An 18,419-nucleotide genomic window follows, 5' to 3' on the forward strand; every position below is an offset into this window, starting at 1 on the left:
ATATTTTGTGAAGAATCGATTAGTCAGATACGTCTTGTCCTTTGTGGGAATAGGCTGTTGTGCATCCGGATTGTCTCAGGAGATGAGTGTACCGACTCAATTGCGATGTGATTTGTTGTTGCAGACTGATTATCAGTCTGCATACGGTTTTGTTGTTCCGACAGAATGGAAAGTGGCACAGTCGGGCAAGCATGAGTGTGTGAGAATCCTCACGCAGACTCCTTCTTTCGGTTGGAACATTTCAAGTGATGAACCGGAGGTGATGCAGACTGCTTATCAGATTTTAGTGGCAAGTACGGAGGACGGTTTGAAGGAGAATCTAGGGGATGTTTGGGATTCAGGAAAGGTGATAAGTGCCCAATCTTCCGGTATCCTTTATGGCGGAAAGCCTCTTGCCGGTGACCGTCTTTATTTTTGGAAAGTAAGGATTTGGAATGGAAACCAGGTGGAGAGTGCTTATTCTGATGCGGCTGTTTTCCTGACAGACAAGAATCTGCAAAAACATGCGACTGCCCGTTATCCTCTGCAGAAACAACAAGAAATGCCTGTATGTGTGCGAAATGTGAAAGACAATACATGGGTGGCGGATTTTGGTAAGGCGGCTTTTTGTGGACAACTTTATCTGACATTGAGCTCAGACAGCGACCGGGATACGGTGGTGGTGCATACGGGGGAAGCGAATACGCCGGAAGGTACTGTAAACAGAAAACCCGGAGGTAATATTCGGTATTGCAGGTATCGCTTGCCTTTGCGCTCTGGAACGCATACCTACCAGATTCAGTTCCGACATGATGGAGGTAGTATAAAGATGCCAAGTTACATAGGCGAAGTAGTTCCTTTTCGTTACGTAGAGTTGGAAAATTATGGCGGTAATGCTGAGCAGGCGTTGTTGGTTCGCAATGCCGTATATTATCCTTATAATGAAAAGGCTTCTTATTTTGAAAGTTCGGACAGTATCTTAAACCAGGTATGGGACTTGTGCAAATATAGTGTAAAGGCAACCTCATTCACCGGTCAGTTTATCGACGGGGACCGCGAGCGGTTGCCTTATGAAGGAGATAATTATATCGGCCAACTGACAGCTTATTGTGTGGACGATGAATATAACCTGCCACGCTATTCGCATGAGTATTCTATTACTCATCCTACCTGGCCTACCGAATGGATTCAGATTTCTGTAATGACGGCATGGCTGGATTACCTTTATACGGGTGACTTGCGCTCCATCCGATATTATTATGAGGATTTGAAAGCGAAATGTCTAATGGATTTCGAGACGGAGAATGGCTTGATTATTGTATCGGGTACAGATAAACAGAAGAATCCGCAAGTAATGGCAAAGATACATCACAAAAGGAGCATTGAGGATATTGTCGACTGGCCGATAACGGAACGTGACGGATATGTGGTTGATAATTCCTGCAAGTCTGTAATTAATGCCTATTATTACCGGGATTTGGTATTGATGTCAAATATAGCAGAAGCATTGGGGTATGTGGACGACGTGACTTTTTATAAAAAGAAAGCGGCTCATGTGAAAAAGAGTTTCCAGCAAGTCTTTTGGGACAGGAAGAACAAGCGTTATCGGGACAGTGATAAAACAGAGCATGCTTCTTTACATGCGAATGTTTTTTCATTAGCTTTCGGATTGGTAAATGAGAAGGATAAAGCATCGGTGATGGAGTATATCCGTAGCAAAGGTATGGCTTGCAGCGTATATGTGGCACAATTCCTATTGGAAGCAGTATATGGTGCGGAAGATGGAAACTATGGACTTTCATTAATGAATTCGACGGGTGACAGAAGCTGGTATAATATGATTCGTGAAGGGAGCACGGTGTCTATGGAGGCATGGGGAAACAAATACAAGCCCAATCAGGACTGGAATCATATTTGGGGAGCTGCTCCCGGAAATATCATTATGAGGGAATTGATAGGAGTAAAACCTGTTTTACCGGGTTGGAACAGATTTCAGATTAAACCTCAGTTGGGTGAATTGGAATGGGCGAAAGCGAAAGTTCCGACTATTAAGGGAGCGGTGACCGTGAAGTATAGCCAGGCAGGCACTACTTTCTCGATGGAAGTAAAAATTCCCGGAAATACAGAAGCTGAGGTGATTCTTCCTGCAAGAAAAGATAAAAATAGAGTAAGTGTTAATGGAAAGCGGGTAAAAGCAAGGTTGAAGGAAGGGAAACTGTTTTTACCGGTGCTAAGGAGTGGAAATTATCAGATTGTTTTGAACTGATTATAAAGTAGGAGAAGCTGCAGGGAAACTAATTGCCTGTGCTGAAAATATGAAGATGAATATAAAATAACCAAATGAAAAATATACTGGTTATAGAGGATGATGTTGTTTTCAGTCGCAGTATCAGTAACTGGCTGGAGAAAAAGGGTATGGCAATCGGTCATGTGTCTGCACTCTCGGTAGCCCGTAAGGAACTTCAGACTAAGGAGTTCGGCCTTCTCCTGGCAGACCTGCGCTCAGTTGTAATTCTTGGGGGATTTGATTCGGGACACAGTCATATCCCTAAGAATTTATTCATTCCTGCACATATTTGAATTAAATACTACATGGTGAAAAACATCTATCATAAGTATCATTCATTTTAATAATCTTTTTATTATCAAAAGAATAGGTATGATAGATAGCTTTAAAAAAATGTATCTATCATACTTTTACCAGCAAAAATAGGTTATCTATCATCAACAAAATAGCCGAATAAAGGTCCTATATAGATAAGATAGCTTGTTTTTGTTGCAATGAACCTGTATAAATCCGATGATCATGGCTTAATAATCCAACTTTAACGGTGATAAGTTTATAGTCCACGTATGTAGGCCGTACAGCCTACATACGTAAACCGTACAGCCTACGTATGCGGGCTATATAGCCTGCATACGTGGGCTATAGAAACATCACCGCTCCCAATAGATTATTAAGCTGTCATATACAGGTTGTCGTCCTATAAAACGTGCATTCTTATGCCTTTAAATGGGTAATCTCACCTAATACTACACTAAAATAGACAAAGTATAGGCATGATAGATAGCTGCTTTTTGTAATAAAAGTATGATAGATACCTTTTTAAAAAGCTATCTATCATACTTATTCTTTTGATAATGAGTGGACTATTAAAATGAATGATACTTATGATAGATGTTTTTTCACTATGTAGTATTTAATTCAAATCCGCATCGATAATTGGATTTTTGATTCATTTCGTACCGAGAATGAATCTTTTTTTAAGGATGTGATTGCCCAGAATCAAATCCCCCAAGTTTTCAGACTGAGCCAATTTGCATATAGTATATATAAAAGAAAACCCATTGAAATGACTGAATTTCAATGGGTTCTGAGAAATTACCGAATCGATAGTGGTGCCACCAGGAATCGAACCGGGGACACAAGGATTTTCAGTCCTTTGCTCTACCAACTGAGCTATGGCACCTTGTGTTGTTCGGTCCGGTAATATCTCTTTTGCGGTTGCAAAGGTAGTGAAACTTTTGGATTCTGCAAGTTTTTTGGAAATAAAAAACACTGATAAAAAGCTAGTTGGCTTATTATCAGTGTTGTATGGAATAAAATAATTTCAAGTATATAATGAAATCTATTGTTTATCTTCCTTCAATGGATTCCATCCTTGTGCTTTTAATTCGAATTCTTGTCCGTCACGGGTAATTAATGCACAGCCAAGTTCGGGTTTGGTGATATGTCCGATGAGGCGCACTCCTTCCATTTGTGATACTTTCTCATGATCGGCGATAGAAACAGTAAAGAGTAGCTCATAATCTTCTCCGCCATTCAAGGCGCAAGTCGTCAGATTCATGTTAAACTCTTCAGCCATAACAGCCGTCTGGTAATCGATTGGAATATGTTCTTCGTACACGCGGCAACCGGCATTGCTTTGTTTGCAGATATGCATCAATTCTGATGACAGACCGTCAGATATGTCCATCATAGAGGTTGGAACAATATTGGCGGCAGCTAGTTTCTCAATGATATCCTTACGTGCTTCCGGTTTTAACTGGCGTTCTAACAAGTATTCTTTGCCGGTAAAGTCCGGTTGAATGTCTTTATCACCTTTTAGTACGACTTTCTCACGTTCCAATAGTTGTAAACCCATATAGGATGCTCCCAGATCACCGCTGACGCAGATAAGGTCGGTTTCTTTTGCTCCATTACGGTAAACCACTTTATCCTTATCAGCATCGCCGATACAAGTGATGCTGATAGCAAGCCCTGTAAGGGAGGAAGTTGTATCACCTCCCACAATGTCGACATTATATTGCTGGCAAGCCAGGCGGATACCGGAATAAAGCTCGTCCATATCTTCTACGCTGAAACGTTTGGAAAGGCCAAGAGATACTGTAATCTGCCGGGGAGTGCCGTTCATGGCATAAATATCGGAGAAATTAACGACTGCTGATTTATATCCCAAATGTTTCAAGGGAACATAAGTCAGATCAAAATGTACACCTTCCATAAGCAGGTCGGTTGTTACCAATACTTGCTTTTCTGAAGGGTAGGAGAGAACGGCGGCATCGTCGCCCACTCCATATTTACTGGATTCATTTTCTAGTTTGATTCCCTCGGTGAGGCGGTCAATCAGACCAAACTCACCGAGAGATGCTATTTCAGTTCTCATAAATCGGGGTGATTGTTTAGGCACGGTTGATAAGTTCGCGCATGATCGTTGTCATTTTCGGTTGAGCGGCGTCGGCTGCTTTCTGAACTTCTTCGTGCGTTACTTCTACGATTTTTCCTTCTACTCCCAAGTCGGTAATGACGGAAATACCAAATACTTTGATGCCACAATGGTTGGCTACAATTACTTCCGGAACGGTAGACATACCGACAGCGTCGGCGCCAAGGATATGGAATAGTTTATATTCGGCAGGAGTTTCGAAAGTAGGACCTTGTGTACCGATATACACTCCGTGTTGTACTTTGATTCCTTTTTCTTTGGCAATCTCGTCAGCTTTACGAATCAGTTCCTTGCTGTATGCTTCGCTCATGTCCGGGAAACGAGGACCATAAGGGATATTTTTTCCACGAAGTGGATGTTCGGGGAAATAGTTGATATGGTCGGTGATAATCATCAAGTCGCCGATTTCAAAGTCTGCATTCGTACCGCCGCTGGCATTGGATACAAACAAGGTCTTGATTCCCAATTCGCGCATCACACGTACAGGGAAAGTCACTTCTTTCATCGAATAGCCCTCGTAATAGTGGAAGCGTCCTTGCATAGCCATGATATCCTTATTGCCTAATTTGCCGAAAATCAGCTTGCCGCTATGACCTTCGACGGTAGACACCGGGAAGTTCGGGATATCCGAATACTTTATTTCATACTTCTCGGTGATTTCGTTTGCTAAACTGCCAAGTCCGGTGCCAAGAATGATGGCTGTTTCGGGACTAGTGTGCATCTTCTCTTTAAGATAAGCTGCGGTTTCTTGTATTTTCTCTAACATAGTCAATAATATGTTGGTTAAATTTATCTTGTTGATTTTGTAATATCTCTATTTCAATAGGTAAAGCATAGATAAACGGTTTCAGTTCCTCGTCCAGTCCCGGATGGTTGACCAAGCGTGTCGCATCCTTCTCGGTGGTGATTATCAGTCGTTTTTCACCTGTTAATCGCTTGAATCGTTCCTTTATCTGTTGCATATCTTTGTGAGTGAAATCATGGTGGTCACTGAAAGATAACGTTTCTATTTGTTTTGCACAATCTTCCAGTCTTTCCAGGATAGGGGCAGGAGATGCAATGCCGGTAACTAACAATATATCGGTATCCGTTAGTGAAGATAAAGAAATGTCTTTGCTTGCCGGGATTACATTTGCGGCGGTTTCTTTAACTCCCTGTTGGAATACAGGTAGCAGATTCCCATAACGGAACGATGAGAAGAATAACTGCTGATACGGATAAAGGTTCAACCGTTTAGTAATAATATTGAAATCAATAGGTTTGATGTCCTGAGGACATTTGGTGACAATGACGATTTGTGCACGGTTCTTTCCACTGACCGGCTCACGCAAACGACCAGCCGGAAGCAGTGTGTCGTCACAGAAAAGACGGTGGTAGTCCGTCAATAGAATACTTAGCCCGGGTTTGACATAGCGGTGTTGGAAGGCATCGTCCAGTAGAACAATATCTACTACGGGCTCTTTCAAAGCAAGCAGTCTCTCTATTCCATGGCAGCGGTTCTCGTCAACAGCCAACGTGACGGACGGGAACTTGGTGTACATCTGATAAGGTTCGTCACCAATTGTCTTGGCGGTACTTTGGGGAGTGGCGAGCATGTAGCCTTGTGTACGTCGTTTATATCCCCGGCTTAGTACAGCCACCTGATATTTATCATGGAGCAACTTTATCAAATATTCGGTATGAGGAGTTTTGCCTGTTCCGCCTACAGCCAGGTTACCTACACTAATGACAGGGACATCGAAACTCTTCGATCGGAACAATCCCCAATCAAAGAGTTTATTTCTCATTATTACCGCTGTTCCGTATAGCCACGAAACAGGATATAGCCATTTATGTATCTTGAAAAAGTGCTCGTCCATGCAATACGTTTTATTTAATATTCAATTCGAATGGAATACGTGCCTGAATCATGGATTGTTCTTTTAAGTTTTTCAGTAAGCCGAATTGTTGGTAATACTCGCCTAATTTACTTTTCAGAAGTTGTGATTCTACATAATTGGTCGGCTTTGCGTCGAATAGAGAAGACAGGAAATCCTGCTTGGCAGGATAGGATACTATTGTATACCCTTCAATACCTGCTTTGGCTACGGCAATATCCAATGCCTTGTCAATGCCTCCTAACTCGTCTACTAATCCTAATTCTTTGGCCGTTTCACCAGTCCACACACGTCCTTCGGCAATCTTTTCGATTGCTTCCTTTGTCATATGGCGTCCTTCGGCACATCTGCCTACAAATGTGTCATATCCCTGGGTAATCATCATTTGTAATAATGACTTCTCACCCTCATTGAAAGGACGCATAATATTTCCGAAATCTGAATATTTGTTGGTTTTTACCACATCATATGTCAGACCTATTTTCTCTGTTAATTCTTTGACATTCGGAATCATTCCGAAGATGCCGATAGAGCCGGTCAGCGTTGTAGGTTCCGCAACAATCGTATCGGCTACACAAGAGATATAATAACCGCCTGACGCTGCATAATCGCCCATGGAAACGATGACGGGCTTTTTAGCTTTCAATTCTTTCACTGCGTGCCAGATTTGTTCCGAAGCAAAAGCACTTCCGCCCGGAGAATTAACACGGAGTACCACAGCTTTCACATCGTCATCTTCTTGCAATTTACGTAAATCGCGGCTCACTTTGGGACCTACGATACCTTCTTCGGAAGCAGAGGAACTGGGATAATCTGTGATTTCACCGGATGCATAGTAAACGGCAACGATATTACCGCTTTTATCTTTGGGCACATTTTTTTTCACATTAATCATATCTGCCAGCTCTACTATGGGCAGACGGTCGTCTTTATCTATTTCCACCATCTGCTTGAGATAGTTGCGTACGTCATTGCGATAAATCAGCGTATCGGCCAATCCGCATTTCACGCTTTCTTCTGCCGGGTAGAACATTAACATACGGTCTGCATAAGCATTGAGAGAATCGACCGGAAGACTACGGCTGGCCGCTACACCTTCCGTCACTTGTCCCCAGATGGAGTTGATGAAAACTGTAACCTGTTCGCGGTTGGCCGGACTCATTTCAGTAGCAATGAACGGCTCGACGGCAGATTTGTAGGTTCCTACCTTGAATACTTGCATTTCCACGCCGATTTTCTGAAGCAGATCCTTGTAGAAGAGAGGAGCGGAAGCGATACCACGCCATTCGATCATACCTTTGGGATTAAGTAATACTTTATCAGCTACACTGGACAGATAATAAAGCCCTTGAGTATAAGAGTCACCATAGGCAATGATGAATTTTCCGCTTTCCTTAAAATCCAATAACGCATTACGTATCTCCTGTAAGGAAGCGTAGGATGCGCCCAATGAACTAGCCTGCAAATAAATCCCTTTGATATTTTCGTTCTCTTTGGCTTTCTTGATGGATGAAAGAATGTCGTCCAGCCCGTATGTGTTAGACCCGTCATCGAATAACTGTGATAAAATGCCTAACGGATCCTCTTGTGTACGTTCCACCAACGTACCGTTCAAATCGAGCATCATTACAGAATTCTTTTTTACTATTGTTTCTGTATCCGAGGCAGACATGATACCTACCAGCGTTACCATGCTGATAATAAATAATACAATACTTGACAAAATGATACCTGTCACTGTGGCAAGTGTGAATTTCAAGAAATCTTTCATTGTACTTATTGTTTTTTTGCGCTAGCTTGTTATTAAGCTAACAAAGATAAATAATTGAGTTGATATTTATTCAATAAGTCGTACGAATTTTTGTTTTATCACAATGAATCTGTATAAATCAGTGCTTCTTTCGTTTAATATTTAAGTATATTTGTCAATATACACTTGTCTTAAATGGGAAGAAATCTTTAATTTTGTGGCATGATTTACGATGCGACATTAACTTAACACTATATTTACATGAAAAGAAAAATCCCTTTGATGACTGCTGCTTTGGCAGGTTTATTCTTTTATTCTTCCTGCACCCCGACAGAAAAAATGGAAATGCAGGATTATGCCCGATATGTTAATACTTTTATTGGCGCTGCTGATAACGGTCATACATTTCCCGGTGCGTGTTATCCTTTCGGAATGGTGCAGACTAGTCCCGTAACAGGTGCAGTCGGTTGGCGATACTGTTCTGAGTATGTTTATCAGGACACGTTGATTTGGGGATTCACTCAGACCCATCTGAACGGAACAGGGTGCATGGATTTGGGTGATATCCTGGTGATGCCGGTAACAGGCACACGTGCCCGTGCATGGGATGCTTATCGTAGTCACTTCTCAAAAGATAAAGAAGCCGCTACTCCGGGGTATTATACGGTTGAACTTTCAGACCCTCAGGTGAAAGCGGAACTGACTGCTTCCATTCATGCAGCCCTGCATCGTTACACTTATCATAAAGCCGATTCGGCTTCAGTCTTGATTGACTTGCAACATGGACCCGCATGGCGAGAAGAACAGTATCATTCGCAAGTGAACAGTTGCGAAGTAAACTGGGAAGATGCGCAGACACTGACCGGGCATGTCAATAATACCGTATGGGTGGATCAGGATTATTTCTTCGTAATGAAATTCAATCGTCCTGTCGTAGATTCTCTTTATCTTCCAATGGGAGAAACAGAAAAAGGAAAACGTATCGTTGCTACTTTCGACATGAAACCGGGTGAAGAACTGATGATGAAAGTTGCCCTTTCCACTACCAGCGTAGATGGAGCAAAGAAGAATCTGGAAGCCGAAATTCCTGCATGGGACTTTGACGGAGTGAAAACTGCCGTTCATAATGAATGGAATAATTATCTGAGCCGTATTGAAATAGACGGTACTGACGATGAAAAGACCAATTTCTATACTTGTTTTTATCATGCGCTAATCCAGCCGAACCAGATTTCGGATGTAGACGGTATGTACCGTAACGCTGCCGACTCCATAGTGAAAACCGGAACAGGAACTTTCTATTCCACCTTCTCTCTGTGGGATACCTATCGTGCCGCTCATCCGTTCTATACATTAGTGATTCCCGAACGTGTGGATGATTTTGTAAATTCGTTGATAGAGCAAGGTGAAGTACAGGGCTTCCTGCCTATCTGGGCATTATGGGGAAAAGAAAATTTCTGTATGATTGGCAATCACGGTGTATCAGTTATTGCTGAGGCCTATCGTAAGGGATTCCGTGGCTTTGATGCCGAACGTGCTTTCAATATGATAAAGAAAACTCAGACAGTCTCTCATCCGTTGAAGTCGAACTGGGAAGTTTATACAAAATACGGATATTTCCCAACAGACCTGATAAAAGCGGAATCGGTATCTTCTACCCTGGAATCAGTGTATGATGATTATGCCGCTGCCGACATGGCACGCCGTATGGGAAAAGAGGAAGATGCCGCTTATTTCTCAAAACGTGCGGATTATTATAAGAACCTCTTCGATTCGGAAACTCAATTTATGCGTCCGCGTAAGGCTGACGGAACTTGGAAAGCTCCGTTTAATCCAAGTGCGTTGGGACATTCCGAAAGTATTGGCGGTGACTATACTGAGGGGAATGCATGGCAATATACCTGGCATGTACAGCATGATGTGCCGGGATTAATCAGTCTGTTTGGTGGTGAAAAACCTTTCCTGAACAAGTTGGATTCTTTGTTCACAGTTAAGCTTGAAGGTGAAAGCCTGTCGGATGTGACAGGTTTGATCGGACAGTATGCCCACGGCAACGAACCGAGTCATCATGTCACTTATTTATATGCATTGGCCGGTCGTCCGGAACGTACGCAAGAGTTGGTTCGTGAAATCTTCGATACCCAATACAAGAATAAACCCGACGGACTTTGTGGCAACGATGACTGTGGCCAGATGTCAGCCTGGTATATGCTTAGCGCAATGGGATTCTATCCGGTAGATCCGGTGAGCGGGGAATATGTATTCGGTGCTCCTCAATTGCCGAAGATGGTATTGCATTTGGCTGATGGAAAGACTTTCACGGTTATTGCAGAGAACTTGTCTAAAGAACATCTGTATGTGGATAGCATAACACTGAATGGAGAACCTTACACGAAGAACTCAATATCACATGAAGATATTGTGAAAGGTGGAACGTTGGTGTATAAGATGAAGTAATTCTCAAGTATTCTCACTGCGATGAGAAAAAATACTCATCGCAGTGAGAATTATCCTTTGTCAGAACATGTTGTGACGGCGCTTTTAGGATGACTTAAGAACGTTTTGAGCTTGTTTGGTATTTTAATGAGTTTTCAATGCTTCTGAAAACTGCTGAAAGTTCTTGTTCTTTTCCAAGCTCCATCCTGTTTCTGCATATGCGGCTATCCTGGGAAATAACAGTTTATCCATACTTTCTACGGTCGGAATAAACTCTCCCCACATCTGGCAACTGACACCTAATACATGAATACGCTGTTCTGTTGTCAGCCCTTCGGGTACAGGGTTGAAATGATATGCTTTCTCTAAAGGAATTTTTTTGTAGTCATAATCGAGATAAGTATATTCGTGATAAGCATTTACTATATCATATCCATTCTCAATAGCTTCTTTAATCAAAGAATAATCTCCTTTCCAACAATGTACAATCGCATTTTTTGCCAGCTTCTCATTTTGGATAGCAGTATCGGTAGAAGATTGGTATTCGTGCAACTTGCTGCCCGTGATTTCGTTCCAGCCCATCATCCTTTTTCCTTTAGAGGAAAGCCAGTTGGATATGCCGTTGGTGAAATGCACTTGTAGTTCTGCCGGTGTTTGCAGTGCATGCTTCTGCATATATGCCTGCACTACAGGAGACTCTTTCCATTGGTTATATTTCACTTCATCGCCCCCGATATGGATTACCGGAGAAGGGAATAATTCAATAACTTCGGTCAGGATATCTTTCAAGGCGTCCAGTACTTTGGGATCGGCTACGTTGTAAACATTGTAATGCACTCCGAATTTTCCCGGCACCTGAATAGATTCGTTATTTGTTCCCAGCCAGGGGTAAGAAGCAATGGCGGCACTGGCGTGTCCCGGCATTTCTATTTCCGGAACAATATTGATATGACGTTCGCGGGCATACTCGATAATTTCTTTTATCTCTTTCTGGGTATAATAGCCGCTATGTGGTTTACCGTCGAACACATCACTTTCAAAATGATTGATTTCGCTTGAATCACGGTAAGAGCCGATTTCTGTAAGTTTTGGAAATTTCTTGATTTCAATGCGCCAGCCCTGGTCGTCTGTCAGGTGCCAATGGAATGTGTTCATTTTTAAATAAGCCATTTGGTCGAGCAGTCGGCATACTACTTCTTTTCCTTTGAAATAGCGTGCTTCATCCAACATGAAAGCTCTCCAACTGAAGTTAGGATAATCGGTAATGCTCAGTTGTGGAAGCCGGTGGTCTGGATATTTACCGATGAGCTGGCGCAATGTCTGGATACCGTAGAATATTCCGGTGGATGAAGACGATTTTATCTGTATATTTCGATCCGAAATTTGCAGGACATATCCTTCTTTATATGCAGGAAGAACAGTTGGGGAGATTTGTAGCTGAATCATTGCACCGAGCTTGCCGGGATGAAGTTGTGTAGTTAGCTCTGATTCCTGTAAATACTTACTTAGTAGAGTTGCTTCCTTATTTAATATCGGTGAATAGGAAATATCAATTGAGCTGGATATTGTGAGAGTACCGGATTGTAACCGGATATCGGCTGGCTGTGGTATCAGCCGGATAGAGTCTTTTGCCTTGAGCGGAAATGAAAAGAGAGTTGCTGCCAGCAGGAAGATGAGTATATATGTAATTCTCATATCATTGTTTTTTAGAGGGAGATGTGTCAATGCTAAATGACGGATACCTTTGAGCGGTGACACACCTCCTGTTTTTTATTTATTGGATAGTTATCTTATTGAGTAGAAACCAGCCTTCTTTTTTGGGGTTATCTTTGATTGCCAGTTTAATCCCCGGCTGTTGGTCTTTCGTCTGGTCGACGATAGCCACAGCCCATTGATAAGTACCTTTCGGAATATCGGTGAAAGTAACTGGATAAGTATAAGAATGTACCGTATTATGCAGCCAGTCCGAAGGTTCCGCATTATCATCTACCCATGTTTGCACAAGACTCCCTTGTTGGTCAAACAATGCAAAAGCCGGTTTATATTTATAATTCCAGTTGGGCATATTGTTAGGCAGATAACCGTTTCCTGTATTTTTCCATTCGTGTAAAATGGTGGCTGTCGAATTGGCTTTGGCACGGACAGGCAATGATACGTTGCACGGATATATCCGGTATCCTCCTTGGACGATAAACTTCTTTACCAAGTCATTTGCCCGTTCGGTCCATCCTTTTGTTTCGGGAATCTCTCGTAAATCCAACGTATTGAAATGTCCTTCAATGGCATGTTGATAAGTCTGCTCGTACACATCCCTCCATGTATTCATCCGATAACGTGTATCCGAGCTGAATGGAGTGCAATCATCGGTGGAACATCCCCAGTAACAGGATTCTCCGATAAGAAGTGTCTTTCCATACATATCCGCAACGATTTTCCTTTCTTCATCACTGAACCACATACTTCCCAATCCGTCTCTTCTCATGCCATATCCTTTTCCGTCGATTGCAATTCGTTTTTCGGTGTCAAAACCGATTTGGCTGCCGAAGGGGAGCGCAAGAATCACGTGCTTGAAGTGAGTGGAATAGAGGGTTGTGAACCAGTCGAACACTTGCTCGAATTTGCTTTGGTCTTGCAGAACCACATGATGACATTCTCCCCACCAACCAAGGCTGTATCCGTCTACAAAGTCTACGATATCCGGATTATCATATTCCCTGGCAAAGGCTTTGACAAACTTTTCCAGTTTTTCCTGAAAAACCGGGTCATCCGGATAAGGTGTCCAAAGATCACCTTTCAGTCCTTTTACGGTATATCCTTTTGCTCCGGCACGGCGTACGTAGTCAGGAGTTCCGGCACGCAGGTTATCCTGTCCGTTGTCGTAAATACGGAAGCTGAGTTTCAATCCACGGTCTAAGGCACCCTGTATCAGTTTCTTGTAATTTTCATCATACAGCCAGGCGTACTTGCCTTCCTCCGGTTCCATGTCCGACCACCTCCAGCGTACATAAAAGAAGGAAGCATATTGACGGGCTGCCTTGTCTTGGGCAGCCCAGTAAATATCCGCGTTTTGTACTTCATCATTAGCGTCGTCATATACTCCCCAACCCATACAAGGGTTGCGAAGCAATGATACGGTGTCTTCCTGCAACTCTACCTTTTGATAGGGGTGCGAGCAGCCTGCAAGGAGCACGGAGATAAGTGCAAATAGATATAAATGTATATGTTTCATATTTTATCGGCTCATTTATTTAATAGTCATCTCACTGATAAACGTCCACCCGTCCTTCTTCTCCTTATCTTTGATACTGATATTGATACCCGGTTTGTTATCTTTGGTCTTGTCCACAATAGCTACCGCCCATTGGTAATTGCCTTTGGAAATACCATCGAGGGAAACCTCATAAGTATAGTTTTTCCGTTGGTTGGACAACCATTGCGAAGGTTCGGCATCCTCGTCAATCCATGATTTTACCAGTTTGCCGCTCTCGTCGAACAAGGCAAAGGTCGGTTTGTACTTATAGTTCCAGTTCTTCATGTTATTCGGCAAGTAACCATATCCGGTGTTTCTCCATGAATGGGAGATAGATACGGTTTGACCTGCTGAGGCTTCATAAGGCATGATTACATAAGTAGGATATACCCTGTATCCTCCGTTCAGAACGAATTTGCGGACAAGTTCCGGTGCCAGTCCCGTCCACCCCTTTGTTTCGGTAATCGTCCTTAGGTCGAGTGTGTTGAAATGATAAGTCTGGGCATGGTCGAAACTCTGATTATATACATCTTTCCATGATTTGAAAGAGAATTTCGTATCATTTTTGTACGGTTCGTAAGCAGCCGTATATCCTCCCCAGTAAGCACATTCGCCCACCATTAAAACTTTTCCGTACATTTCGTTCGCTACTTTCTCGTCATTTTCAGTAAACCACATACTTCCCAGGCCGTCTCTGCGTAATCCATATCCTTTTTGGTCGATAGCAATTTCTTTTTCCGTATTGAATCCGATTTCACTATTATAGGGTAATACCAGAATGATATTCTTGAAGTTCTTGGAATACATCGTTGTAAACCAGTCGAAAGTCTCTTTCTTCTTGTCAGAATTCAGGTATTCGATATGTGAGCCTTCGCCCCACCAGCCCAAAGAGTGTCCATCAATAAAATCTACGATATCCGGGTTATCATACTCTTTGGCGAATGCTGCGACAAACTTTTCATATTTCTGCTGAAAGATAGGATCGTCGGCATAAGGAGTCCATAGTTTGGCGCTATTTTGTCCTTCGACTTCATATCCTCGGGCGCCTGCAGTGCGGACATATTCGGGAGTACCTTGGCGGATGTTATCCTGTCCGTTGTCATAGATACGGAAACATAACTTCAATCCCCGGTCGAGCGCCCCTTGAATCAGTTTTTTATAGTTCTCGTCATAGATCCAGGCATATTTTCCTTCCTCCGGTTCCATTTCCGACCAACGCCAGCGTATATAGAAGAAAGATGCATAGTTGCGTGCAGCTTCGTCTTGTGCAGCCCAATACTCTTCTGCATTGGATACATTGCCGACTGCATCGTCATAAAGGCCCCAACCCATACAGGGATTACGTAGCAGACCACTTCTGTCTTGTTGCAGGTCAATAGCTTTTGAACCTTTGGGTATGCCGTTCTGACCGGATTCCGAATCGGAATCGGAACATCCGGCAAATAGCGTCAGACAACACGCCAGTAATATTTGAAAGTAATATCTTTTCATAATGATTCATGTTTTATTAGTTATTCTGCATAGATATAGCGCATGACGGTTCCTTTAGCCCAGGATACCCATAATGTTTCGCTGTTGTCATGGATTAAAGCTCGCCAGGGATCGTTCCAGGTTGCGGGATCGCCCAAGTCGGCGGCCATAAAGTAGAATTTTTCCTGAGCCAGTTCGATTGCGTCCCTATCCAAGTTCCATGTACCTGCTGAAGTAAAGCTCAGTCCCCATTCATTCAGATGTTCCTGGCCGGTAGGATCTTTATAATAATAGACAGGATCTTTAAGAACATTATACCCGCCATTCTTCCCAGCTTCGGAGAATAAATAATTCCATTCGGCTTCGGTCGGTATTCTCCAGCCTTTCGGGATAATCCGGTCGCGAATCACAAAACTGTAATAGGTACCGATTGCTTTGATCCAGTCCTCTCCGAGGGATTCGGGAGCATATCTGTAATATTCGGCTTCGATTTCCGTTCCATCCGGGTATCTGGTAGTATTCAGATTTTGGGCTGTCCACACTTGCGAAGTTCCGTCGGAGAATGTCACGCGGACTACGGGATAAGTGATCGTCTCATCTCCACGTTTGTCGACAAGACGCATCATGTCGTTTGTGTATAATGTGTTGGCGACACGCGAAATAAGTGACTGATCTGTATTGTTACGTACATTCCAATAAATAGTGTTGGTTCGGTAACGTTCGATAGACAACTTCTCGATTGTCTGTTCCATTTCTTCGTGGGTGATCGAGATATTTCCTGTTCCTTTGGTCGGCAGTTCTACGAAGTTGTCCATTTCCGGATTTAAAGAAAGGAGTACCGTACACTCTGTGTCATTACCGGTTCCTGAAGCGTCCCATTCAAATTTCATTTTGGTTTGTGTAGCGTTTGCTAATAAAGTGGTTGTCGACATATCTTCAGGAGCAAGCAAGACGCTTTTCATTCGTCTGGCTTGTAGCGTACGAACTTCTGATGCGGCGGCAGTCTGGTTGTTTTTATCTTTTACAGTCCAGTAAATGAGTCTCTCATTTCCGGATTTAATATCTAACTTGGAAAGTAATTGGTTAATAACCAGTGCTGATATATTGCAACTAGTCTTTGTCCCTACTTCTACGGTAACCTGTTTCACAAGGTCTTTGGTAGTGCTGAATATCAGTACGGAACCTTGTTCCGAAGCCTTATCCCAAGTAAACTCGTATGAATCTTTACTTTCATCATTTAAGTCCATAGTTGCTCCTTCGGCGGGAGAACTCAGATATATGCCCGACATTGGAATTGTGATGTCGGTCTTATAATCATCTTCGCAACCGGCGAACATTAGTAGTCCGATGATGCTATAAATTAACTTTTTCATGTTTTTTTCTTTTCAGTGATTAATAACCGGGGTTCTGTTTGATTATTCCCTTACCTTCATCAATAATATCTTGTGGAATAGGGAAGCGGTAACGGTCTTCATCCACAAGTGTTTGTTTACCCATTGATTGAGCCTTCTTTTTGATAGCTTCCACAAATAATCCATAGCGGATCAGGTCTTGGCGGCGATTTCCTTCGAAATATAACTCCCAACCTCTTTCGTCCAATACGGCTTTCAGAAATTTATCCACACTGTTCAAATCTTGCAGACTGTATCCTTTTCCGGGAAGCGAGCGGGTACGCACTTCATTAAGTATATTAACAGCTTCCTGCGTTACGGCATTCTTGTTGCGTACAATAGCCTCTGCTGTCAAAGTGAGCACATCGGCATACCGATAGATAATCCAGTCTATCTGTGAGTCTTCTCCCGTACAATCCGGATCAAATTCATATTTCAATGGAACTGCTCCTAAATATAATTGGGCGGAAGGATCCGGCCTGTCATTCTTTTCATTATGTACCACTCCGTCTTTACTGGTATATTCGTATGCAATAGTCAGCAAACGTCTGTCTGCCGGATCAAAGGTCTGCATAAAGTCCCATGAGATTTTATATCCGTTCCATTTGGTCATTTTATCCAGATAAGAGGTGAAATTATAATCGTTGGGTAATACATGAGGTTGCCATTTATGTTCCTGGTATCCTTTGGCACATTGGCAAGCCCAGATAATTTCAGGGTTCTTCTCATTTGCCAGCGTGAATATATCTTTGTATTCGGGCACAAGTTCGAAACCGTATTCAGGTTTCATCAGTTCGCGTCCCTCTGCTTCCGCCTTGTCCCATTGCTTGGTAAGCATATAGAGTTTTAACAAAACGGTATGTGCCAATCCGGCTGTAAAACGACCATAGTTCTTATCACCCTTTTTGTAGTTGGCAGGCAGTACTTTGCTTGCTTCTGTAAGTTCAGTCTCGATATAGGTTTGCATTTCTTCTTCACTGAGTCGGGGGAGAATTTTCTCAGCCATGGGATTCTTGAGTGTTTCCAGGTCGGCAATGGGGATTGGACCGTAGAAATCGTAGAGAAGGTATGCCAGCCACCCCCTACCCATACGGAGTTCAGCGATGTATTGCTGTTTGAGGGCATCGTCCATTTCAATACCGTTCAACCGGTCGATAGTCAGAGTCATTTTACTGATATCGTTTACATAAGCGTAGCTCTCGACGGTCAGCCAGCTACCGGAGCCGGATATCTTGAGGGTGTTCCAGTTGGCATAGTTGATATGGTCCCAGCCCCAGTTACACATTCCGTAATCACCTGCCTCGTCGCTGACGATTTGTATGCCCGTTGCTATATTGAACAGACCACCATAGCCACTATTTTTAAAGGTGGCGTATGCGGCAGACGTTGTGATAGCGTCAGCGTCTTCTGCCGTTTTTGGGAAGATACTGGTATTGATATCACCATAGTTCTCGGAGACGAGTTCGCATGAAGCGTTCAGTCCTGCGATGAGGCAGCTTCCGAGAGCAAGATATATAAGTTTTGTAATTCTTTTCATGT

General features: G+C 42.9%; 11 protein-coding genes, 1 tRNA gene and 1 pseudogene. 3 read left to right on the top strand and 10 right to left on the bottom strand.

The annotated features are described in order from the left end of the window. Positions 1–7: 7 nt before the first annotated feature. A complete protein-coding gene (locus CLIN57ABFB40_RS01880) occupies positions 8–2,245 on the top strand; it encodes an alpha-L-rhamnosidase C-terminal domain-containing protein (protein WP_254871684.1) in 2,238 nt (745 codons plus the stop codon). Between the two features lie 74 nt (positions 2,246–2,319). Continuing rightward, positions 2,320–2,481: pseudogene (locus CLIN57ABFB40_RS01885) on the top strand (sigma-54-dependent Fis family transcriptional regulator); the annotation flags it as partial. An 895-nt stretch (positions 2,482–3,376) separates the two neighbouring features. Here CLIN57ABFB40_RS01885 and CLIN57ABFB40_RS01890 read toward each other — a convergent pair. The 5 genes from CLIN57ABFB40_RS01890 to sppA form a co-directional block, all read right to left on the bottom strand. Continuing rightward, positions 3,377–3,449, bottom strand: a tRNA-Phe gene (locus tag CLIN57ABFB40_RS01890). A gap of 159 nt (positions 3,450–3,608) precedes the next feature. Then, a complete protein-coding gene (gene thiL, locus CLIN57ABFB40_RS01895; RefSeq protein WP_074707327.1) occupies positions 3,609–4,646 on the bottom strand; it encodes a thiamine-phosphate kinase in 1,038 nt (345 codons plus the stop codon). A gap of 16 nt (positions 4,647–4,662) precedes the next feature. Beyond that, positions 4,663–5,472, bottom strand: a complete 810-nt coding sequence (locus tag CLIN57ABFB40_RS01900) for a purine-nucleoside phosphorylase (protein ID WP_175628648.1) — start codon at positions 5,470–5,472, stop codon at positions 4,663–4,665. Continuing rightward, complete coding sequence (gene lpxK / locus CLIN57ABFB40_RS01905) at positions 5,435–6,565, bottom strand: tetraacyldisaccharide 4'-kinase (RefSeq protein ID WP_175628649.1); 1,131 nt, start codon at positions 6,563–6,565, stop codon at positions 5,435–5,437. Before lpxK ends, CLIN57ABFB40_RS01900 begins: the two co-directional genes overlap by 38 nt. Before the next feature lie 10 nt (positions 6,566–6,575). After that, a complete protein-coding gene (sppA, locus tag CLIN57ABFB40_RS01910; protein ID WP_175628650.1) occupies positions 6,576–8,354 on the bottom strand; it encodes a signal peptide peptidase SppA in 1,779 nt (592 codons plus the stop codon). Positions 8,355–8,594: 240 nt separating this feature from the next. Between sppA and CLIN57ABFB40_RS01915 the strand changes: the two genes are divergently transcribed. Beyond that, entirely contained in the window at positions 8,595–10,790 is a 2,196-nt protein-coding gene (locus tag CLIN57ABFB40_RS01915; RefSeq protein ID WP_175628651.1) for a GH92 family glycosyl hydrolase, read from the top strand. Between the two features lie 123 nt (positions 10,791–10,913). Here CLIN57ABFB40_RS01915 and CLIN57ABFB40_RS01920 read toward each other — a convergent pair whose 3' ends face one another. From CLIN57ABFB40_RS01920 to CLIN57ABFB40_RS01940, 5 genes are all read right to left on the bottom strand, one after another. Beyond that, a complete protein-coding gene (locus CLIN57ABFB40_RS01920) occupies positions 10,914–12,464 on the bottom strand; it encodes a beta-N-acetylhexosaminidase (protein WP_175628652.1) in 1,551 nt (516 codons plus the stop codon). A gap of 79 nt (positions 12,465–12,543) precedes the next feature. Next, positions 12,544–13,998 (bottom strand): hypothetical protein, encoded by a 1,455-nt coding sequence (locus tag CLIN57ABFB40_RS01925; protein WP_254871685.1) that lies wholly within the window; start codon positions 13,996–13,998, stop codon positions 12,544–12,546. 15 nt (positions 13,999–14,013) lie between these two features. Continuing rightward, the gene (locus tag CLIN57ABFB40_RS01930) at positions 14,014–15,510 is read right to left on the bottom strand and encodes a DUF4832 domain-containing protein (protein ID WP_175628653.1); all 1,497 of its coding nucleotides are present in this window, start codon (positions 15,508–15,510) and stop codon (positions 14,014–14,016) included. A 20-nt stretch (positions 15,511–15,530) separates the two neighbouring features. Further along, positions 15,531–16,862 (bottom strand): SusE domain-containing protein, encoded by a 1,332-nt coding sequence (locus CLIN57ABFB40_RS01935; protein WP_175628654.1) that lies wholly within the window; start codon positions 16,860–16,862, stop codon positions 15,531–15,533. A gap of 19 nt (positions 16,863–16,881) precedes the next feature. Next, the gene (locus CLIN57ABFB40_RS01940) at positions 16,882–18,417 is read right to left on the bottom strand and encodes a RagB/SusD family nutrient uptake outer membrane protein (protein WP_175628655.1); all 1,536 of its coding nucleotides are present in this window, start codon (positions 18,415–18,417) and stop codon (positions 16,882–16,884) included. Between the last annotated feature and the right edge of the window lie 2 nt (positions 18,418–18,419).

Origin of the sequence: Bacteroides acidifaciens (assembly GCF_903181435.1) — a bacterium.
Lineage (GTDB): Bacteria > Bacteroidota > Bacteroidia > Bacteroidales > Bacteroidaceae > Bacteroides.